The following is an 18,403-nucleotide window of genomic DNA, read 5'->3' as shown; positions in this document are numbered from 1 at the left end:
ATGAAGAAAATAGGATTATTTTATAGTTTTAATTCAGTTAAAACAAGACAGCAGGCTGAAAAAATGTGTAAAGCATTGGGAGAAGATAATGTGGAGAAAGTAAATGTAGAAGATGCTACACAACAAAAATTTATGGAATTCTCAAATTATATATTAGCGGTACCAACCTGGTTTGATGGAGAATTGCCTAACTACTGGGATGAGTTTTTGCCATCAGTGGAGGACGATTCTTTGAAAGGCAAGACATTTGCATTATATGGAGGTGGAGATCAAAAAGGCTATTCTGAAAATTTTGTAGATGGCATTGGTATTATGGCTGATTTTCTTGAAGCAAGAGGTGGAAAAGTGGTAGGATTTACTTCTACTGAAGGATATGAGTTTGAAAGTTCCAGGGCTCAACGAGGAAATGAATTTGTGGGATTGGCACTGGATATTGAAAATCAAGCTGCGCTTTCTGATGATAGAATCAAAAATTGGGTGGAAAAACTCAAAAAGGAATTTAAGTAATCGTAAGAAAAATTTTAAAAGGCCTTGTGTATGCACAAGGCCTTTTTTTGGTGTGCCGTGCATGGTAACTAACTAGTCTTTGCAAGGAAACTCCAAATACTGCGTTATTCTCATTTTTGAAACAGTCATTTACCATCAGTAAACTCCTTGGTTTCAAAAATATCGAAAGCCTTGTCTTTGAACTCATGAGTCGAAATTATAAATTCCATAATCCAGAAGGGGTATATTTTGTAAGCTTTGCCGTCGTAGAGTGCTTAGATGTTTTTACCAGAAACGAGTACAAAGATATTTTACTTGAGAATTTAGGCTATTGTCAGAAACATAAAGGTATGGAGATTTATGCTTGGTGTATCATGAGTAATCATATGCATTTAATATTTAGGAGTACGGATAGATTAAAACCAGAGCTTCTATTGGGTGATTTTAAGCGTTTTACAAGTAGAGTGTTGGTTAAAACTATACAAGAGAACCCAAGAGAGAGTGATAGTAATTAAATAGAAACCACACGTTGGGAGTTGGGACACGTGCGGTAGCGGGGAACAATCATCCAATGTAAAGCATTATCAGTTTTGGCGTCACGATAACAAGCCTATTGAATGGTGGAGTAATATAGTAATAGATGAGAAGATAAACTACATACATAATAATCCAGTAGAAGAAAGTTTAGTGTTTCAGCCAGAAGACTATGTATACCATCGTAACCAGTTTTGAAAACATCAACGGTTTTCTTATCAATAGCATTGGTGTACTCTTTCAAATAATACATTTATCTACGCTGGATATGATACTTGCACATATTAGAATGCACCATATGATCGATAAATAGAAGATATAGTTATCCCTCTAGGTGAATATTCATAGATAGCCATTAAATTAGGTGTAAAACTCAGTTGTATGCTAGTTACATATGTAAGCACACCATATCTATTGGATAAATTATACTCCGCTAACCATATTTCTTCCCTGTAATTACATATGTAAACTATCGAGTAGATATATAATCTCTCCTTATCATTTATGGGATACCTCTCTTTTCTATAATTTAAGCAAAAAATGAGATAAGGCAACAAAATAATGTTTGTTGTAAACTTTTATTCACCCCATAATACCATCCATTACACATGCAATAATTGTTTCGTTAACATATTTATACATTATATGTATAAATCAGATTATTAGTATTTTATACAATTTACTTAAATTACAGATACAATAAATTACCCTATAATGAGCACAACAATTGGGTAATAGGTTAAATATCGTCCAATAAATAAGTATAACTAATTATAAACCATTATATTATATATATTATATAAAGTATTAATTAATGATTTAAAAAATAGTAGCTTTATAGACAGATAACCAATAAGATAAGTCACTTATAAAAATAATATACTCCACTTATGGTTGAGTGAATAGGGGAGAATAATAGATTGTGTTATATCTTATAAAACATTGTATTTGTTGTATATTATCACCTTAATTAAAGTAATTATTGAATTATATAAAAGAAACTTAGTGCTTCTTGGGTAGCCAAATAGCTTTTTGTAAAGAATTGATTGATTTATGAAACATAGATATTTATGCATATTGTTTCTCAATTTATAAATTGTTGTTACATTTGTATCAAATAATAGATAAGTGGGTTTGTATACATTTGTATATAGTCTTTTGTCTAGAATGCGGATATCAAAAGTTTACAACACCCAATCTTTACAATTGTAATTTCAATTAAACGTGAAATGAAACAACGATTACAAACCTTATTGGCTACCGAAAAAATAGTATCTTCCAGATTTGCAGATATTGTTGGAGTCAACAGATCCAGTATTTCTCATTTACTCAATGGCAGAAATAACCCTAGTTTAGAATTTTTACAAAAGGTATTGGTAAAATTTCCCCATATTAATCCAGATTGGTTACTGCTGGGACAAGGTAGTATGTATAGAAACAACAAAGACAATAAGGCAAATACAGTGCTTCCTCCTAAAAATCTATTTGAAGACAAAGAGGTAGATAGAAATGAGGAAAAGAGTGAAGTTAGCAAGCCAGAAAAGGTGATAGAGAAGGATGAGCATGTACCTGTCACCACAGAGCCTGAAGAAAGAGCGCCGTATTCTATGCAGCATGAAAAAAAAGTCACCCCACCATCATCATCTCAACAGCAATTGGATCGGATTGTATTTTTTTATAGCGATGGAACTTTCGATACTTACAGACCCAATCGTTAAACCTTAAAGAATGTATTAGAAAATCCATTACGATTATAAATTATTATCAATCAGGTTATAATATAACATACGGGTTAAACGTAAGTGATGTATGCAGTCTTCGCAGGAAAACTCCAAATACTGCGTTATTCTCATTTTTGAAACAGTCATTTACAATCAGTAAACTCCTTGGTTTCAAAAAAATAGAAAACCTTGCCTTTGAAACTTTCTTATCAACGACAGAAAAAACAGTAGTTTTCTTGCTGACCTTATGTAGCGTTGAAAGGAGCTCCTATGGATAAATAATTTGTTTACTTCTGTAAAGAGGAGGAATTCAATAAGAGATGTTTACATGAGTAATCGTTGCCTTGTTTTACCTCACAAAAAGAAGAATAATTAACTTTCTTGCATCTAAGCGCCTCTTGGGATATCACCTGTAATTACTTACATTTGTGCGATTTTTAATTAACAGCGTAAATAATGTACAAACATATTATCCGACCCATTCTTTTTAAATTTGATCCAGAGAAAGTACATCATTTTATGGTTTCCTCCATAAAAGTGATTTTTAATTTACCAGGTGCAGGTGCTATGATTCGCAGTCTGCAGCAGGTAGAAGATAAAAGACTAGAGAGAGTGGTGATGGGATTAAAATTTAAAAATCCGGTTGGTTTAGCTGCTGGTTTAGACAAAAATGCAGATGTATACAACGAATTTGCAGACTTAGGTTTTGGATTTATTGAAATTGGAACGGTGACACCTAAAGCGCAAGATGGGAATCCACCCAAACGTTTATTCAGATTGATCGAAGATGAAGCTATTATTAATAGAATGGGATTTAATAATGGTGGTGCGCTCAAGGTGGTTAAAAAATTAAAAAAGAATAAAGGAAAGGTGATTATTGGCGGAAATATTGGAAAAAACACGGGCATACCGGAACAGCAAATCACCGATGATTATCTTACATGTTTTAGGACTTTATTTGATTATGTAGATTATTTTGTTGTAAATGTTAGCTGTCCTAATGTGGGGGTTACCGCTAAATTACAAGACAAAGCTTATTTAATAGAGTTGCTGAGCAAACTACAAAGCGATAAGCTTCAATGTGAGAATAGAAAACCAATCGTTTTAAAAATATCTCCGGATCTTAATGATCATCAATTGGATGAAATAATAGAAGTGGTGCGGGAAACGAAAATTGATGGTGTGATAGCTTGTAATACATCTACCAATAGAACTAACTTAAGTACTTCAAACGAAAAACTAAATAATATAGGAAATGGTGGTTTAAGTGGAAAACCCATTGCAGACAGGAGTAATAGGGTTATTAAATATTTAGCAGATCATTCCCAAAAAGCATTTGCTATTATAGGTGTAGGTGGTATTCATAGTGAAGAAGATGCTTTAAGAAAAATGAAGGCGGGCGCTGACCTGGTGCAGATTTATACTGGTTTTATTTACGAGGGACCAGGACTTATTAAGAGAATTAATAAAGCGCTACTGAAATAGAATTTGATTACATTTGTAATTGTTCCGTTATAAGGATAATTCCATATAAATTTGTTTCATGTTGTAACTATATTAAGTCTTTATATCAGTCTGGCAGATTGGCTATTATAACGGGATGTAACATTGATAATAGATTTAAAGTTATTACGAATAAAAGACCATTTATTGGGATATTTTTCAAATAGTTTGTTGATTCGTTCTTTGTTTTTACCCACGTAGTCAGAGATAGCTGCTGCTGTTATAGGCTTGTCTTCCATAGCACTGCCTATATTCGTTCCTGTTAAATTATTTCCCATACGATCCACATGAATAGCGGCTGCTTCTAAGCGATTTAAAAATTCAGATACACGTTGTAATCGTATTGAAAGATGTGTTTCATCCTGTAAACTTTCTTTGGAAACAATTGTGTTTACATCTATATTTAATTCAATGTATTCAGCTTGGATTTCTTTGTTTACTCCTGTAACTATTAGCTTCGTATATTCTACCGCTTCTTCAATGGCCTTTTGCAGTGTTATAAATTCTCCTTTAAAGTCTTTTATTTTTTTCTCTGCTTCTTGTGAATAAACATAATGAATACCATCAGAATCGCTGCATTTCCGTATGTATTGGTTAGCCCAAGACAGAACAAATGCTTCAAGCTCTTTTTTTCTTGTATCACTTTTATCTACAGTACGTTGTTGAGCTAATATTCTACTTGTTTTTTCTGTGAAACGGTTGAATTTATCTTTTTCTTGCCAGTATAATTTACAATATGAGTGAACTGAACCAGCAAGTAAATGTCCAATAATAGATTTATTGTCTGTACTTAGGGATGATTTTTGGTGTTGTATGCCAAAGGCATTGATGTCGTTTTTGAAATAAATCAGTAATACGTCTTTTTCGGATTTGCTTTCATTGGGAATGGTAATCAATAATATGAGATGGTTTAACTCGTCAAATATATTTAACTGATATTTTCCTTCAAAGTGTGTGTCAAATGGTATTTGTGAATGGTCTAGCCATCTGTATTTATTTTTTTCTTGCCTGAGTCCGTGTAGTCGATCCTGAACATTTGAAAGGTCAAGCTCATATTCTTGGAGCCGATTGTTTCGGTATTGTAAGGTAATGCCACATAGTTCTTCTGTTTCAGGATGTGTATAAATCCCAATTATTTTTTCCACACCTACTACCATCTCTGTAATATGGTTGATGATGGAAAAAATGATGTCTTCTGACAATATGTGAAGATCTCTGGACATAAACTAAACAATATAGTACAAATATAAATTTTTAAAGCAATATTTAAGTTTGTAATTAAGTTAAAATTAAGCAAATGTAAATGACTATAGATTGACTTATATTTTACTTAATATACTTAAAAAATTAGATATCAATACATAATGGCAATAGATTTGCAAAATATATTTTTACCATCTAAACTAATTAAGTTATGGAAGCATTAAAATTAAGTATGGAAGAGATTTTAGTTAAGTGGGCCACTTTCTGTGTGGATTGGTTTATGAATTTGTTTGCCGACCCGGATTACTATTGGGTAGAAGAAACGTATCCCAGCAAAAAAAGTGAATGTGCTGTTGCAAATATTAAAAAAACAGATTTAACAGCTAAGATTGTACATGCTAAAAAAGGTGTCAAAGAAATGATTGAGCAGACAGTTCAGCCTGTTATAATCAGAAAAAAGCGTTTCTTTTCCCTGGCATTTGCATTGCTTGCAAAAAGAAATATGTTTGATCAGAGAAATGTATTTAAAAATTTATTACGAAGTTTCAATACACTATTGGGGTTTAGAGATCTAATTGTAAAAGCTCGGTTAATAAGGTATTCAATCATTAATATTTAGATTTCTTTTCTGCACTATTCAATTTGTCTATATTTGAGACAAATTGAAAATAATGACAAAAATTGTATTTCTGTGCCTATTGCTAACGTTTATTTTGAATGGCGTTGATGGACAAATTAAATTATCACAACAATCAAAGATATCTGTCTTAACTTGTGCACAAGGTGATGAATTATATTCGGCTTTTGGACATTCGGCACTTAGGGTTTATGATGCTGAAAATAATATGGATCTGGTATTCAATTATGGGACCTTCGATTTTAATACACCTAATTTTTACCTAAAATTTGCCAATGGAAAACTTGATTACATACTCAGTGTTAGCCAATTCAAACGATTTTTAGCTGCATATTTTAAGGAGAATCGAAGTGTAAAGGAACAGGTTCTCAATTTATCGCTTGAGGATAAGCAAAGCGTCTTTGATGCCTTGATGGAAAATTATCGTCCTGAAAATCGTTATTATAAGTATGATTTCTTTTTTGATAACTGTGCTACACGTATTGTGGATATAATTGGAGATCATATAGATGGTGAAATTGTATTTGAAAATAACAGCGCGCAGGAGGTATCTTTCAGAACTTATCTGCACCATTATTTGAGTTACTCTCCTTGGATTGAAACGGGGTTAAATTTATTATTAGGACTACCTGCGGATAAAATAGCAACGCGTAAAGAATCTACTTTTCTTCCGGATTTTTTATTGCAAGCTTTTGATCATGCGGTAATTAAAAGTGACAGTGCCACAAGTGCACTGGTCATTGAAAAAAGGGAACTATTGAGTCTGAATACACCTTCTAGTCTGCACAAGACCTTTTATACTCCCATGTTCATCTGCTCAGTAATTTTACTGGTGGTGCTGGTGCTTAGCTTTGTATTAAATAGTAATATTCTAGTTTATCTGGATCGTTTTTTATTTTTTATTACCGGATTGGTGGGTATACTGGTTGCATATCTTTGGTTTGTTACAGACCATAGTGTACCGGCCAATAACTTAAACATTCTTTGGGCATTGCCTACCTTTGTATATTTGGCCTTTTCTAAGTTTAATTCAAAGTTTTCAAAAATACTGATATATATTCATTTAGTTTGTCTTTGTGTTTTTCTATTAGGGTGGAAGTTTATTCCGCAAGCTTTTCCGATGGCAACAATTCCCATGGCTTTGTTGTTAGTGTTTAGATTGTATTTAAAACGGAATAGAAACACCAAATTTGTATAACAATGATTTTAAATTTTAGAAGAGAAAAAACAAGGCTTGTCGTATTTTTTATTTTTCTGGCAGCTGTTACTCATTCATTTGCACAAAATAATACTCCTGCGGTCATTGACTTTAAACAATTAAATCATAAGATTGAAGGCATTAGTCAGGATTCAATTTTGGTTGTTAACTTCTGGGCAACTTGGTGTAAGCCTTGTGTAGAAGAAATGCCTATTATTGAAAGTATTACCTCCTTGCAAGGAGAAGTACCTATTAAAGTCTTATTGGTTAGTCTAGACTTTCCTGAAAAAATTGAAAGTAAGTTGGTTCCTTTTATGAAAAAAAAGGTAATACTAAGCGAAGTAGTTGTGCTGGATGAAAGAAATCCCAATGACTGGATTCCTGAAATTGATGATAAGTGGAGTGGCGGTATTCCGGCTTGTTTATTTATTTATAAAAATAAAAGAATTTTTCATGAAGGACAGGTCACCCTTGAATTTATTGAAGATACATTGAACTCTTTATCGCTTTAGGTGTTTTTCTGCTAGTTTATTATGGTTTGATCCATAAGTATGTCTGTATATTAATTTCACTATTCACTAAAAGTAGTACACATGAAAAGACTAGTATTATTAGCCATTTTTGCCTTTGTTGTAATGATGGGCCATGCACAGTTAAGTATTGGTGATGTTGCACCTGATTTTAAACTTAAAAGTACCGATAACAAAAGTGTTTCTTTAAAGCAATATAGCGCTGAAAAAGGTGTTATATTGGTTTTTACCTGTAATCATTGTCCTTATGCTAAATTATACGAAGATAGGATTATTGCTTTAGATAAAGAATATAAAACAAAGGGCTTTCCGGTAATCGCTATTAATCCCAATAATCCTGAGGAATTTGAGGAAGATTCTTTTGAAAATATGATAAAAAGAGCCAAAGACAAAGGATTTACTTTTCCGTATCTGGTGGATGATCAAGGATTATATGCCAAGTATGGTGCTACAAAAACACCACATATTTATTTACTTAAGAATGATGCCGGTAAATTTAAAGTAAGTTATATTGGTGCCATCGACGATTCTCCAAGAGATGCTTCGCGCGTAAAAGAAAAATACCTGGCTCAGGCCATAGATGCCGAACTTTCAGGAAAAGAACCTAAAGTAAAAGAAACAAAGGCCATAGGTTGTAGTATTAAAGCATATTGAAAAATTGAACAAATTTGATTTTCGGTAAAACAATGCATAAATTAGTGATAATAACCTGTAATTCTGCTTGTTAAAATAACTTTTCAGAGAAGGCTACGTATATAGAACAAATTAATATTTGTTGGTAATGTTTAGGCATTGATATTTTGTGGTTTAGATTGCTTTTACTTATTTTTGCCTTCAATAAACGGGGAGATTGGATGAAATTTATATATAAGGCTAACCTTGCACTATTAGGGGTTATTTCATTAAGCATTGCTAATTTAACATTTTTTAATTCTGGTGATTCTTTCGGTGGAGATTTTGTTCCACCGACACCTTCTGTCGCTTCTCACAGAATTCCAAATGCATTTTCTGATCAAGAAAGATTCGAGGTCATTGATAATAATGTCACTCGTTTTCTTAAAAAAAATCAATTGGCCGGTGCCTCTGTGTCTGTAGTAAAAGACGGTAAACTTGTGTTTACCAAGGGGTATGGCTATGCCGATAAGGAAAAATCGATTCAAGTGCAACCGTATAATTTGTTTCGTATCGCTAGTGTTTCAAAATTAGTGACGGCTGTGGCGGTAATGAAACTGGTTGAAGATAAAAAGTTAACGCTAAATAGTTATGTATTTGGAAAAAATGGCATTTTGAATGATTCTATTTTTCTGGGATATAAAGACCCTAAGATGGAGCATATTACAGTTAGGCAATTGCTTAATCATTCTGCTGGATTTACCAATAGATATGGAGATCCAATGTTTATTCCAACAGTTATTGCCAAAAAAATGAATATTGATTTTCCCGTACAAAAGGAAGATATTATTCGTTTTATGCTGACTAAACGTTTACATTACCCGCCAGGAACAATGTCTTCTTATAGCAATTTTGGTTATGCTATCCTTGAGGAGGTTATAGAAAAAACTTCGGGTATGGATTATGAACGCTTTGTGAAAACCAATGTGTTGTATCCTTTAGAAATTTTTGATATGCAAATTGGAGGAAGTTATCCTTCGGAACGTCGTGACTTGGAAGTGAAATATTATGAGCCTGAGGATGCTTATTTGGTTGAGGATCACATGGGAAATGACCAAAAAGTACCCAGATGTTATGGAGGCAACGACATTAAAACTCTCGGAGCTGCAGGTGGTTGGATAGCTTCAACAACGGATTTGCTCAGGCTGATTGTTGCTATCGATGGATTTGATACTCCTAGTGACATATTATCCAGTAATAGTATTCATGAAATGAGCACAACAGAGCTTGTTGGTGGTAGTCCACTTGGATGGCGCGGTGTAAAAAAACATTACTGGTATAGAACAGGAACCTTGGCTGGTACATCTGCTTTGGTAGTTCGTCAGGACGATGGCTTGTCTTATGCCATTGTATTTAATACCAATTCATGGAAAGGGCCGAAATTTGCCAATGATGTAAAATACATGATGGATCATACACTTGCCAAAGTGAATGAATGGCCGGACTACAATTTATTTGATCTTAGAAATCAAGGAATACCACGTCGCAAAAGCATTGTCTTCTAAACATTTTCATTCTTCTCGGTGTTTACAATGCATCAAAAAGCTTTTGTTTTTTTGTATAGGGTAAAATAAGATCATATGGTAGATATAACAGAATTCAAAATAACACAATTACCTTTTGGAGAAAGAAGAACCAATCATAAACCGGATATAAGTATTTATCAGTATTTAGAGGAAGAGGGTGTTCGGAAAATGGTCAGTGATCATTACGAATTATTGGTAGATAGCGAGATTAAAGATATTTTTCCACCTCGCGGTGAAATGCTCGAGGGGGCTAAAAAGAGATCCGCAGACTTTTTTGTCCAGCGTTTTGGAGGTCCTGAATATTATAAAATGACTCGAGGTAACCCAATGTTGGCTAGTCGGCATTTACCCTTTAAAATAACACCTAAAACAAGATTGGTTTGGCTTGATTGCTATAGACAGGTGCTGTCGAAAATAGACAATGTACCTGATGATTTGATTTTATCATTCTGGCACTGGCTGGACGAGTTTTCTAATTGGATGGTAAATCAACATGATGAACCAAGTTTTAAGTTAGGTTTTAATATTCAAAAATAATGGATAAGCACCTGAAATACTGGTGCTTTTTGTTTTTATACATTTGTCTCATAGTTGATATTATGTTATTTTGATATATAAAAATATATCCGACCCATTTGAGCCGGATATATTTTTATACTTTATAATGCTTTCAATTTTTCATTTACTTCCTTGTACTTATCCATCATTTCAAAACGATAGTATAATGTTTTAAGACTTTCCAATACAGCCGCTTCATCTGGTTTAATACTTGTAGCTCGTTCAAAGAATGGCAATGACTCTTTAAACGTTGCTTCAGCAATGGCTTTCTTGGCCTCAAACTTTTTAAAGTCAGTTTCAGCATTCGCTACGTTCATTTGCTCAACTCCTTTATTAAAGTACATAACACCTAAATTATAAAGCGCATTAAAATACTCTGAATCAATTTCTAGGCATTTGTTATAGTCTGCTAATGCTGCATCAAAATTTTTGCTATTATCATTCAATACGGCCCTGGCATAGTAAAAAGACGGATTATTCTTGTCACTTTCAATGGCTTTATTTAAATAATCTAAAGCTTTATCATTTTGCTTTGTTTCAAGATAATAGTTGATCAACTGGGTTAAAATTCGGTTATCCTCAGGATAAGTTTCAAAACCTCTGATCAAGTTATCACCCATCTTGGCTGAATCCCCTTTTTCGGCATACATTTGGTGCATTAACAAAACTGCATCACCACCACCATATTTTACCGAGATGGCTTTATCAAAATATTTTTCTGCCATTTCCCAGTTTTTACCATTATAAGCTGCCAAAGCGGTATTAAATACGATGGCTGTATCCAGTTTTTCACCCTGAATCTCTACCATATATTCATTTTCGTTCAGTCTTAGCAAACCGTCAAAGGCAGTAACAGCTGTGGCAAAATCTTCTTTATTAAAGGCCTCAACACCTGCATTGGTCAATTGATTACCAAAAAACAATAGTGCTTGTCCAATTTCTTTTTTGTACTTGCCTATTTTTTTTCCTTTGGCATCACCTTTTTTATCCAATTCAATGGCTTTTTGGTAATACTCATAAGCTTTTATAATCCCTTTATCGTCTTTACCGTCCTGACCAAGTTTTGTATAAACTTTTGCAGCCACAATGTAGGTTTTAGGGTTGTTTTTACTTTTCTCGTGTACCATTGCTGCATCTATAGCCTCTTTGGCTTTAACCGCATCACCTTGATCCAGTAAGGTAGTAGCTGTAGTAATTTTTCCGTTCTGAGCTATCGCCGCAGAAAATGTAAGCACAGCTGCTAAAAATAAAACTGTTTTTTTCATCATATTAAGTTTTTATGTGTGTATTTACACCTCAAAAATAATATACTTTATTCTTGATCGTTGTTAATTGTTTCGTCGTTATTATCTGTGTTTTCTTTGTTATCTGTGTTTTCGTTTATTGGATTCTCTCCTGTATTTTCTTCATCCACATTTTCACTTATAACTTCCTCTTCTTTAAAAGCAGAAACTTTTGCTACAGAAGCAATCTGGTCATTGTTTCTCAAATTAATTACTTTAACTCCCTGGGTAGCTCTCCCGGTGGTTCTTAATTCAGACAAGGCCAAACGTATAGTGATTCCCGATTTATTGATAATCATTAAATCATTATCATCGGTTACATTTTTAATGGATATAAGTTCACCGGTCTTATCTGTAATTTTCATTGTTTTTACACCTTTACCACCTCGGTTGGTAATACGGTAATCTTCAATTTTAGATCTTTTTCCAAATCCTTTTTCAGATACTACTAGAACATCTTCTTGGGTTATATCTTTTACACATATCATGCCAACCACTTCATCCTTAGTTGTATCCAAAGCTATACCCCTCACTCCTAGGCCTGTACGCCCGATACACCTAACTTTACTTTCGTTAAATCGGATGGCCCGACCCGAACGAGTTGCCATTAATATTTCGTTTACCCCATTGGTTAATCTGGCTTGTATTAGTTCATCATCTTCTTTAATGGTGATGGCATTCACTCCATTTACACGAGGACGCGAATAGTCAGCCAACAACGATTTTTTGATAATACCTTTTTTGGTTCCCATTATAATATAATGGTTATTGATATAGTCTTGATCGTTTAATTTTTTGACTTTTATAAATGCTTTTACGCAATCATCAGGTTCAATATTCAATAAGTTTTGAATTGCTCTTCCTTTTGTATTCTTGGCTCCCTCTGGAATTTCGTATACTTTCAGCCAGAAACAACGTCCTTTTGCAGTGAAAAACAGCATGGTGTTGTGCATGGTTGCAGGATACAAATGTTCAATAAAGTCCTCGTCACGTGTTGTACTTCCTTTAGAGCCTACTCCTCCCCTAGATTGTGTTCTAAATTCTGCCAACGGAGTTCTTTTTATATAACCCATGTGCGAAATAGTAATAATCATTTCATCATCGGCATAAAAATCTTCTGGATTGAATTCTTCTGATGAGTAAACAATCTCCGTTTTCCTATCATCTCCATATTTTTCCCTGATGACGATTAGTTCATCGGTAATAATTTCCATTCGTCTGGGTTCGTTGGCCAAGATATCTTTCAAATCCGCAATTTCTTTTAATAAATCGTCATATTCACCGCGTAATTTATCTTGTTCAAGTCCTGTTAATTGGCGCAAGCGCATATCCACAATGGCACGTGCCTGAATGTCTGTTAGTTCAAAGCGTTCAATTAATTTTTCACGTGCAATATCCGGACTGGAAGCTGCTCTGATAATTTTGATTACTTCGTCAATATTATCACTTGCAATAATCAATCCTTCAAGTATATGAGCTCTTTTTTCTGCTTGTTCCAACTCATATTGTGTACGACGGATAACTACGTCGTGACGGTGTTCCACGAAATTACTGATTAAACCTTTAAGGTTAAGCATTTGTGGACGACCTTTTACCAGTGCAATATTATTAACACTGAAAGACGATTGAAGAGCAGTTAATTTGTAGAGATTATTTAAAACAACATTGGCAATGGCATCCCGTTTTAAATCAACAACGATACGCATTCCATCTCTATCGGACTCGTCATTAACATTGGAAATACCTTCTATTTTCTTTTCATTGACAAGCTCTGCTATTTTAATAATTAACTCAGCTTTGTTTACCAAATAAGGAATTTCTGTAACAACTATTTTTTCTCTGCCATTTTTATCACTTTCAACCTCTGCTTTGGCACGAACAACTACTTTACCCCTACCTGTTTCAAAGGCATCTTTTACACCTTTATAACCATAAATAATACCACCTGTAGGAAAATCAGGCGCTTTTACATATTCTAAAAGGCCATCTATATCAATATCATTGTTTTCAATATAAGCAATGGTAGCATTGATGATCTCAGTTAAATTATGAGGTGGCATATTGGTTGCCATACCAACCGCGATTCCAGAAGCTCCGTTAACCAAGAGGTTAGGTATTCTGGTAGGTAAAACGGTTGGCTCCTGCATGGAGTCATCAAAGTTCAATTGAAAATCAACAGTTCTTTTATCTATATCGATCAGCGTTTCTTCTGCTATCTTATTCAAACGTGCCTCAGTGTAACGCATTGCTGCAGGACTGTCACCATCAACAGAACCAAAGTTACCCTGCCCATCTACTAGCGGGTAGCGTAGCGACCAATCTTGCGCCATACGTACCATTGCATAATAAACCGATGTATCACCGTGTGGATGGTACTTACCCAGTACTTCCCCAACGATTCTTGCAGATTTTTTATATGGCTTGGAGGAAGTAACTCCTAAATCACTCATTCCGTAAAGAACACGCCTATGTACAGGTTTAAAGCCGTCCCTAACATCAGGCAATGCTCTAGAAACAATAACCGACATCGAATAGTCGATGTAGGCCGATTTCATTTCTTCCTCAATATTTATTTTTATAATTTTCTCTCCTTCAGCCATTTAATATAAAATTATGAATTAGAATATACAAACGAAAACAGGCCTATATAAGCCTGTTTTTTGGACGGCCTAATTTAGTCATTTATGTGCTAATAATAAAGCGAAAAAGTATACAATTTATTAACAGGGAATAAACATTCTGAAATTCGCATTATTATTGTTATTTTTAGGGTTAATTGTGCGGAAAAATTAAAATAAATTGTAATTTTAAATAAACAAGATATTACTTTTATAGACCAATTACGGTAAATTTGGCATGAGATCGTTAAATGAACCTGTTGAAATGTCAGGATTGAACTTAATTGTACGGTAATTGTAGTAAAACAAGAAAAGATATATTAAATGAATTTGAATTTTACCCAAAGAATTAACGATGTAATAGGTTTTTCAAAAGAAGAAGCCGAAAGGTTGGGTAACCCCTATATTTCTCCGGAACACCTTTTACTGGGTCTTTTAAGGGAAGGTGAAGGTACGGCCATAGAGATATTGGAACAACTAAGGGTTGATCTTCATAACCTAAAAAGCAGCATTGAATCAAAGTTAAAAACAAATGTAGTATTGGAGCATACAGAACATATACCTTTATTAAAATCATCGGAAAGAATATTGCGATTGATTTATTTGGAGGCTCGTTCGTTAAAAAGTAAGAATATTAATACGGGGCATTTACTTTTGGCTTTATTAAAGGACAACAATGGATTTATACCTGAACTTATGACAGAAGAAAAAATTAACTACGAAAAAGTAAAAGGATTAATGGCTAACAACGAACCATTGGCCAAGGCTGATTTGCCGGAGGACGATGATCAAGACAGTCCATTTTCCTCAGGAGGAGGTGCCGACGCACCTCGCTCATCTGGAGGATCCAAAGGTTCAGATACACCTGTTCTGGACAATTTTGGTATCGATATGACACAGGCTGCCGAAGAAGGGAAGCTTGACCCAATTGTAGGTCGTGAAGGTGAAATAGAGCGTTTGGCACAAATTTTAAGTCGAAGAAAAAAGAATAACCCCATATTAATAGGAGAACCAGGGGTCGGTAAATCGGCTATCGCAGAAGGTTTGGCTATTCGTATACACCAAAAGAAAGTATCACGTGTACTTTTTGATAAACGAGTGGTAACCCTTGACCTGGCATCCATCGTTGCGGGAACTAAATACAGGGGGCAGTTCGAAGAAAGAATGAAAGCTATCTTAAACGAACTATCTAAGAATCCGAATATCATCTTATTTATTGATGAGATACATACTATTGTAGGTGCTGGTGGTGCTACGGGTTCTCTGGATGCAGCGAATATGCTGAAGCCTGCACTGGCTCGTGGCGAAATCCAATGTATTGGAGCTACTACATTAGACGAGTATCGTCAGCATATAGAAAAAGATGGTGCCCTGGAAAGACGTTTCCAAAAAGTAATGGTGGAACCAACAAGTATTGAAGAGACCGTAGAAATACTAAATAATATCAAGGAGAAATACGAGGATCACCATAATGTTACTTTTACCAAAGAAGCAATTGAGGCTTGTGTAAAACTGACCGAGCGATATATCACAGACCGCCACCTGCCTGACAAGGCTATTGACGCTCTGGACGAGGCCGGATCACGCGTACATATTTCCAATATCATTGTTCCAGAAACCATATTAAAGCTGGAAGAGCAAATAGAGGAAACGAAAGAAAACAAAATTAAAGCTGTAAAAGCACAGAACTTTGAACTGGCCGCGAGCTTTAGAGATAAGGAAAAAACTTATCTGGAAGATTTGAACAATGCTAAGTTTAAATGGGAACAAGAGCTCCAGCAGCATCGTGAGATTGTTGATGTAGAAAAAGTGGCTGAAGTTGTTGCCATGATGACCGGCATTCCTGTTCAAAGAGTTGCGCAAGCCGAAGGTTTCAGACTTTTGCAAATGGGAGACCAGTTGAAAGGTAGTGTCATTGGCCAAGAAGAAGCTATTCAAAAAATTGTAAAAGCCATACAGCGTAACCGTGCTGGACTTAAGGATCCCAACAGACCTATTGGTTCTTTTGTATTTCTGGGACCAACTGGTGTTGGTAAAACTCACCTGGCTAAAGTACTGGCCAAGTATTTATTTGACTCTACGGATGCTCTAATTCGTATCGATATGAGTGAATATATGGAGAAATTTTCTGTTTCGAGATTGGTTGGTGCACCTCCGGGATATGTTGGATACGAAGAGGGTGGACAGTTGACCGAGAAAGTAAGAAGAAGACCTTATTCTGTAATTCTGTTAGATGAGATTGAAAAAGCACACCCTGATGTGTTTAATTTGTTACTGCAAGTATTGGATGAAGGTAGATTAACCGATAGTTTAGGTCGCAAGGTAGACTTTAAAAATACGATCATTATCATGACATCCAATATTGGTAGTCGCGAGTTAAAAGATTTTGGTAGAGGGGTTGGTTTCCAAACAAGTAGTAGAGAGTCTGATTCAGATCATGCACGCCATGTAATTCAAAAAGCCCTTAAAAAGGCATTTGCCCCTGAGTTTATTAATCGTATAGATGACGTTATTGTATTTAACACCCTTGATAAGGAGCATATCTTCAAAATTATTGATATTGAACTTAAAGGTTTGTACACGCGTGTTGAATCATTGGGTTATAAATTAGAACTGACCGAAAAGGCTAAAGACTTTATTGCCAAGAAAGGATTTGATACCAACTTTGGTGCTAGACCTTTAAAAAGGGCAATTCAAAAATATCTCGAAGACGAAATGGCAGAGGTTATTATTCAGGCTTCGGTTACGGAGGGAGATATTATAAAGGTGGACTTCAATGAAAAGGATGAAAAAATATTTACATCCATTGAAAAGAAGATAAAAGCATTAAAAGATTCTAATACGAGCGAAAATTAATTATTTGCGACCTATTTATTCGCAATAAATATATTAAAAGGCTGTCCGGCAATAAAATGAATGGACAGCCTTTTTTTATTTTATACATAAGACAACTCAAAACCCTTGATCTTCCAATTCTGACTATTCTTTCCTTTTTGCTGGTTTTTCTTTATCGTAGGCCTCTACAATTCTTTGCACCAAGGGATGACGAACAATATCCCGGACATCAAAGTTTATTATTTTTATACCTTCCACATCATTTAGAATTCGCATGGCTTGCACTAAACCCGACATGGATTTTCTTGGCAGATCAATTTGAGTAACATCACCAGTAATTACATATTTGGTGCTTTGTCCCATACGTGTTAAAAACATCTTGATTTGATTTACAGTGGTATTCTGAGCTTCATCCAGAATAACAAAGGCTTCGTTCAAGGTTCGTCCACGCATAAAAGCCAATGGTGCAATTTGAATGGTACCATTTTCCATATAGTCCTTTAGCTTTGCTGCGGGAATCATATCCTGCAAGGCATCATATAAAGGTTGTAAATACGGGTCAATCTTTTCTTTCATGTCTCCAGGCAAAAAACCAAGTTTTTCTCCGGCCTCAACAGCTGGTCTACTTAAGATTATCTTGCGCACCTCCCTCCTCTTTAATGCCCTAACAGCCAACGCAATGGCTGTATATGTTTTTCCCGATCCAGCTGGTCCTACTGCAAAAATAAGGTCGTTTTTCTCGTATTCCCTCACAAAAAGTTGTTGATTGGCAGTTCTACCTTTAATAGGTTTCCCATTTATGCCATAAAGGATTACATCATCATTTTCTTTACTCTTGCCAACAGTTCCACTTTCAATAATCTCTAAAATGGAATGTTCACTCAACACATTATATTCATTATAGTGATTAAGTAATAAGTGAACTTTTTCTTCAAAAAAAGCAACTTCTTCTTCTTCTCCCATCGCTTTGAGCCAATCACCGCGTGCAATAATACGTAATTTGGGATATTTGTTTCTGATTAAATCTAGTTTTACATTCTGAACGCCTAAAAATTCAATTAAGTCAACAGAATCAAGGTATATTAATTTTTCTATCATA

15 protein-coding genes are annotated in these 18,403 nt (G+C 34.6%); 11 read left to right on the top strand and 4 right to left on the bottom strand.

Annotated elements, in window-relative coordinates:
- The 4 genes from CYTFE_RS0106340 to CYTFE_RS0106325 all read left to right on the top strand — a co-directional run bounded on the left by CYTFE_RS0106340 (position 1) and on the right by CYTFE_RS0106325 (position 4,226).
- Positions 1-507, top strand: coding sequence for a flavodoxin (locus CYTFE_RS0106340; protein WP_027471129.1), 507 nt, complete (start codon positions 1-3; stop codon positions 505-507).
- A gap of 185 nt (positions 508-692) precedes the next feature.
- Positions 693-1,001, top strand: a complete 309-nt coding sequence (locus tag CYTFE_RS30700) for a transposase (RefSeq protein ID WP_200871373.1) — start codon at positions 693-695, stop codon at positions 999-1,001.
- Positions 1,002-2,249: 1,248 nt separating this feature from the next.
- Complete coding sequence (locus CYTFE_RS28470; RefSeq protein ID WP_052343037.1) at positions 2,250-2,738, top strand: helix-turn-helix domain-containing protein; 489 nt, start codon at positions 2,250-2,252, stop codon at positions 2,736-2,738.
- A gap of 459 nt (positions 2,739-3,197) precedes the next feature.
- Positions 3,198-4,226, top strand: coding sequence for a quinone-dependent dihydroorotate dehydrogenase (locus CYTFE_RS0106325; protein WP_027471128.1), 1,029 nt, complete (start codon positions 3,198-3,200; stop codon positions 4,224-4,226).
- An 80-nt stretch (positions 4,227-4,306) separates the two neighbouring features.
- Here the strand turns inward: CYTFE_RS0106325 and CYTFE_RS0106320 are convergent, their stop codons facing one another.
- Complete coding sequence (locus CYTFE_RS0106320) at positions 4,307-5,467, bottom strand: hypothetical protein (protein WP_027471127.1); 1,161 nt, start codon at positions 5,465-5,467, stop codon at positions 4,307-4,309.
- A gap of 191 nt (positions 5,468-5,658) precedes the next feature.
- Between CYTFE_RS0106320 and CYTFE_RS0106315 the strand changes: the two genes are divergently transcribed.
- From CYTFE_RS0106315 to CYTFE_RS0106290, 6 genes are all read left to right on the top strand, one after another.
- Positions 5,659-6,066, top strand: a complete 408-nt coding sequence (locus CYTFE_RS0106315; protein WP_027471126.1) for a hypothetical protein — start codon at positions 5,659-5,661, stop codon at positions 6,064-6,066.
- A 52-nt stretch (positions 6,067-6,118) separates the two neighbouring features.
- On the top strand, positions 6,119-7,282 hold the full coding sequence (locus CYTFE_RS25270; RefSeq protein ID WP_044212304.1) for a lipoprotein N-acyltransferase Lnb domain-containing protein: 1,164 nt from the start codon (positions 6,119-6,121) through the stop codon (positions 7,280-7,282).
- Positions 7,283-7,284: 2 nt separating this feature from the next.
- Positions 7,285-7,794: a TlpA family protein disulfide reductase gene (locus CYTFE_RS25265; RefSeq protein ID WP_052343036.1), complete on the top strand. Its 510-nt coding sequence runs from the start codon at positions 7,285-7,287 to the stop codon at positions 7,792-7,794.
- An 81-nt stretch (positions 7,795-7,875) separates the two neighbouring features.
- Positions 7,876-8,466, top strand: coding sequence for a thioredoxin family protein (locus CYTFE_RS0106300; RefSeq protein ID WP_027471125.1), 591 nt, complete (start codon positions 7,876-7,878; stop codon positions 8,464-8,466).
- Positions 8,467-8,666: 200 nt separating this feature from the next.
- A complete protein-coding gene (locus CYTFE_RS25260; RefSeq protein WP_044212303.1) occupies positions 8,667-9,989 on the top strand; it encodes a serine hydrolase domain-containing protein in 1,323 nt (440 codons plus the stop codon).
- Between the two features lie 75 nt (positions 9,990-10,064).
- Positions 10,065-10,547 carry a globin domain-containing protein gene (locus tag CYTFE_RS0106290; protein WP_044212302.1) on the top strand — a complete coding sequence of 161 codons (483 nt, stop codon included), beginning with the start codon at positions 10,065-10,067 and terminating at the stop codon, positions 10,545-10,547.
- 122 nt (positions 10,548-10,669) lie between these two features.
- Here CYTFE_RS0106290 and CYTFE_RS0106285 read toward each other — a convergent pair whose 3' ends face one another.
- Together CYTFE_RS0106285 and gyrA are read right to left on the bottom strand one after the other, a co-directional pair.
- Positions 10,670-11,836, bottom strand: a complete 1,167-nt coding sequence (locus CYTFE_RS0106285; protein ID WP_235208055.1) for a tetratricopeptide repeat protein — start codon at positions 11,834-11,836, stop codon at positions 10,670-10,672.
- Between the two features lie 44 nt (positions 11,837-11,880).
- Positions 11,881-14,451, bottom strand: a complete 2,571-nt coding sequence (gene gyrA, locus CYTFE_RS0106280) for a DNA gyrase subunit A (protein ID WP_027471122.1) — start codon at positions 14,449-14,451, stop codon at positions 11,881-11,883.
- A 342-nt stretch (positions 14,452-14,793) separates the two neighbouring features.
- Here gyrA and CYTFE_RS0106275 point away from each other — a divergent pair, with 342 nt between their 5' ends.
- Positions 14,794-17,325, top strand: a complete 2,532-nt coding sequence (locus tag CYTFE_RS0106275) for an ATP-dependent Clp protease ATP-binding subunit (protein WP_027471121.1) — start codon at positions 14,794-14,796, stop codon at positions 17,323-17,325.
- A gap of 123 nt (positions 17,326-17,448) precedes the next feature.
- Here CYTFE_RS0106275 and CYTFE_RS0106270 read toward each other — a convergent pair whose 3' ends face one another.
- Entirely contained in the window at positions 17,449-18,402 is a 954-nt protein-coding gene (locus CYTFE_RS0106270; RefSeq protein ID WP_027471120.1) for a PhoH family protein, read from the bottom strand.
- Between the last annotated feature and the right edge of the window lies 1 nt (position 18,403).

This window comes from Saccharicrinis fermentans DSM 9555 = JCM 21142 (assembly GCF_000517085.1).
GTDB lineage: Bacteria > Bacteroidota > Bacteroidia > Bacteroidales > Marinilabiliaceae > Saccharicrinis > Saccharicrinis fermentans.
This window is presented reverse-complemented; position numbering and strand designations above follow the sequence as displayed.

What these genes read in the sequence shown, in the direction of transcription:
- CYTFE_RS0106315 (WP_027471126.1), top strand. Translation starts at nt 5,659, where the DNA reads ATGGAAGCATTAAAATTAAGTATGGAAGAGATTTTAGTTAAGTGGGCC.
- CYTFE_RS0106285 (WP_235208055.1), bottom strand. Translation starts at nt 11,836, where the DNA reads ATGATGAAAAAAACAGTTTTATTTTTAGCAGCTGTGCTTACATTTTCT.
- CYTFE_RS25270 (WP_044212304.1), top strand. Translation starts at nt 6,119, where the DNA reads ATGACAAAAATTGTATTTCTGTGCCTATTGCTAACGTTTATTTTGAAT.
- CYTFE_RS0106275 (WP_027471121.1), top strand. Translation starts at nt 14,794, where the DNA reads ATGAATTTGAATTTTACCCAAAGAATTAACGATGTAATAGGTTTTTCA.
- CYTFE_RS0106320 (WP_027471127.1), bottom strand. Translation starts at nt 5,467, where the DNA reads ATGTCCAGAGATCTTCACATATTGTCAGAAGACATCATTTTTTCCATC.
- CYTFE_RS25265 (WP_052343036.1), top strand. Translation starts at nt 7,285, where the DNA reads ATGATTTTAAATTTTAGAAGAGAAAAAACAAGGCTTGTCGTATTTTTT.
- CYTFE_RS0106340 (WP_027471129.1), top strand. Translation starts at nt 1, where the DNA reads ATGAAGAAAATAGGATTATTTTATAGTTTTAATTCAGTTAAAACAAGA.
- CYTFE_RS0106325 (WP_027471128.1), top strand. Translation starts at nt 3,198, where the DNA reads ATGTACAAACATATTATCCGACCCATTCTTTTTAAATTTGATCCAGAG.
- CYTFE_RS28470 (WP_052343037.1), top strand. Translation starts at nt 2,250, where the DNA reads ATGAAACAACGATTACAAACCTTATTGGCTACCGAAAAAATAGTATCT.
- CYTFE_RS0106270 (WP_027471120.1), bottom strand. Translation starts at nt 18,402, where the DNA reads ATGATAGAAAAATTAATATACCTTGATTCTGTTGACTTAATTGAATTT.
- CYTFE_RS30700 (WP_200871373.1), top strand. Translation starts at nt 693, where the DNA reads ATGAGTCGAAATTATAAATTCCATAATCCAGAAGGGGTATATTTTGTA.
- CYTFE_RS0106300 (WP_027471125.1), top strand. Translation starts at nt 7,876, where the DNA reads ATGAAAAGACTAGTATTATTAGCCATTTTTGCCTTTGTTGTAATGATG.
- CYTFE_RS25260 (WP_044212303.1), top strand. Translation starts at nt 8,667, where the DNA reads ATGAAATTTATATATAAGGCTAACCTTGCACTATTAGGGGTTATTTCA.
- gyrA (WP_027471122.1), bottom strand. Translation starts at nt 14,451, where the DNA reads ATGGCTGAAGGAGAGAAAATTATAAAAATAAATATTGAGGAAGAAATG.
- CYTFE_RS0106290 (WP_044212302.1), top strand. Translation starts at nt 10,065, where the DNA reads ATGGTAGATATAACAGAATTCAAAATAACACAATTACCTTTTGGAGAA.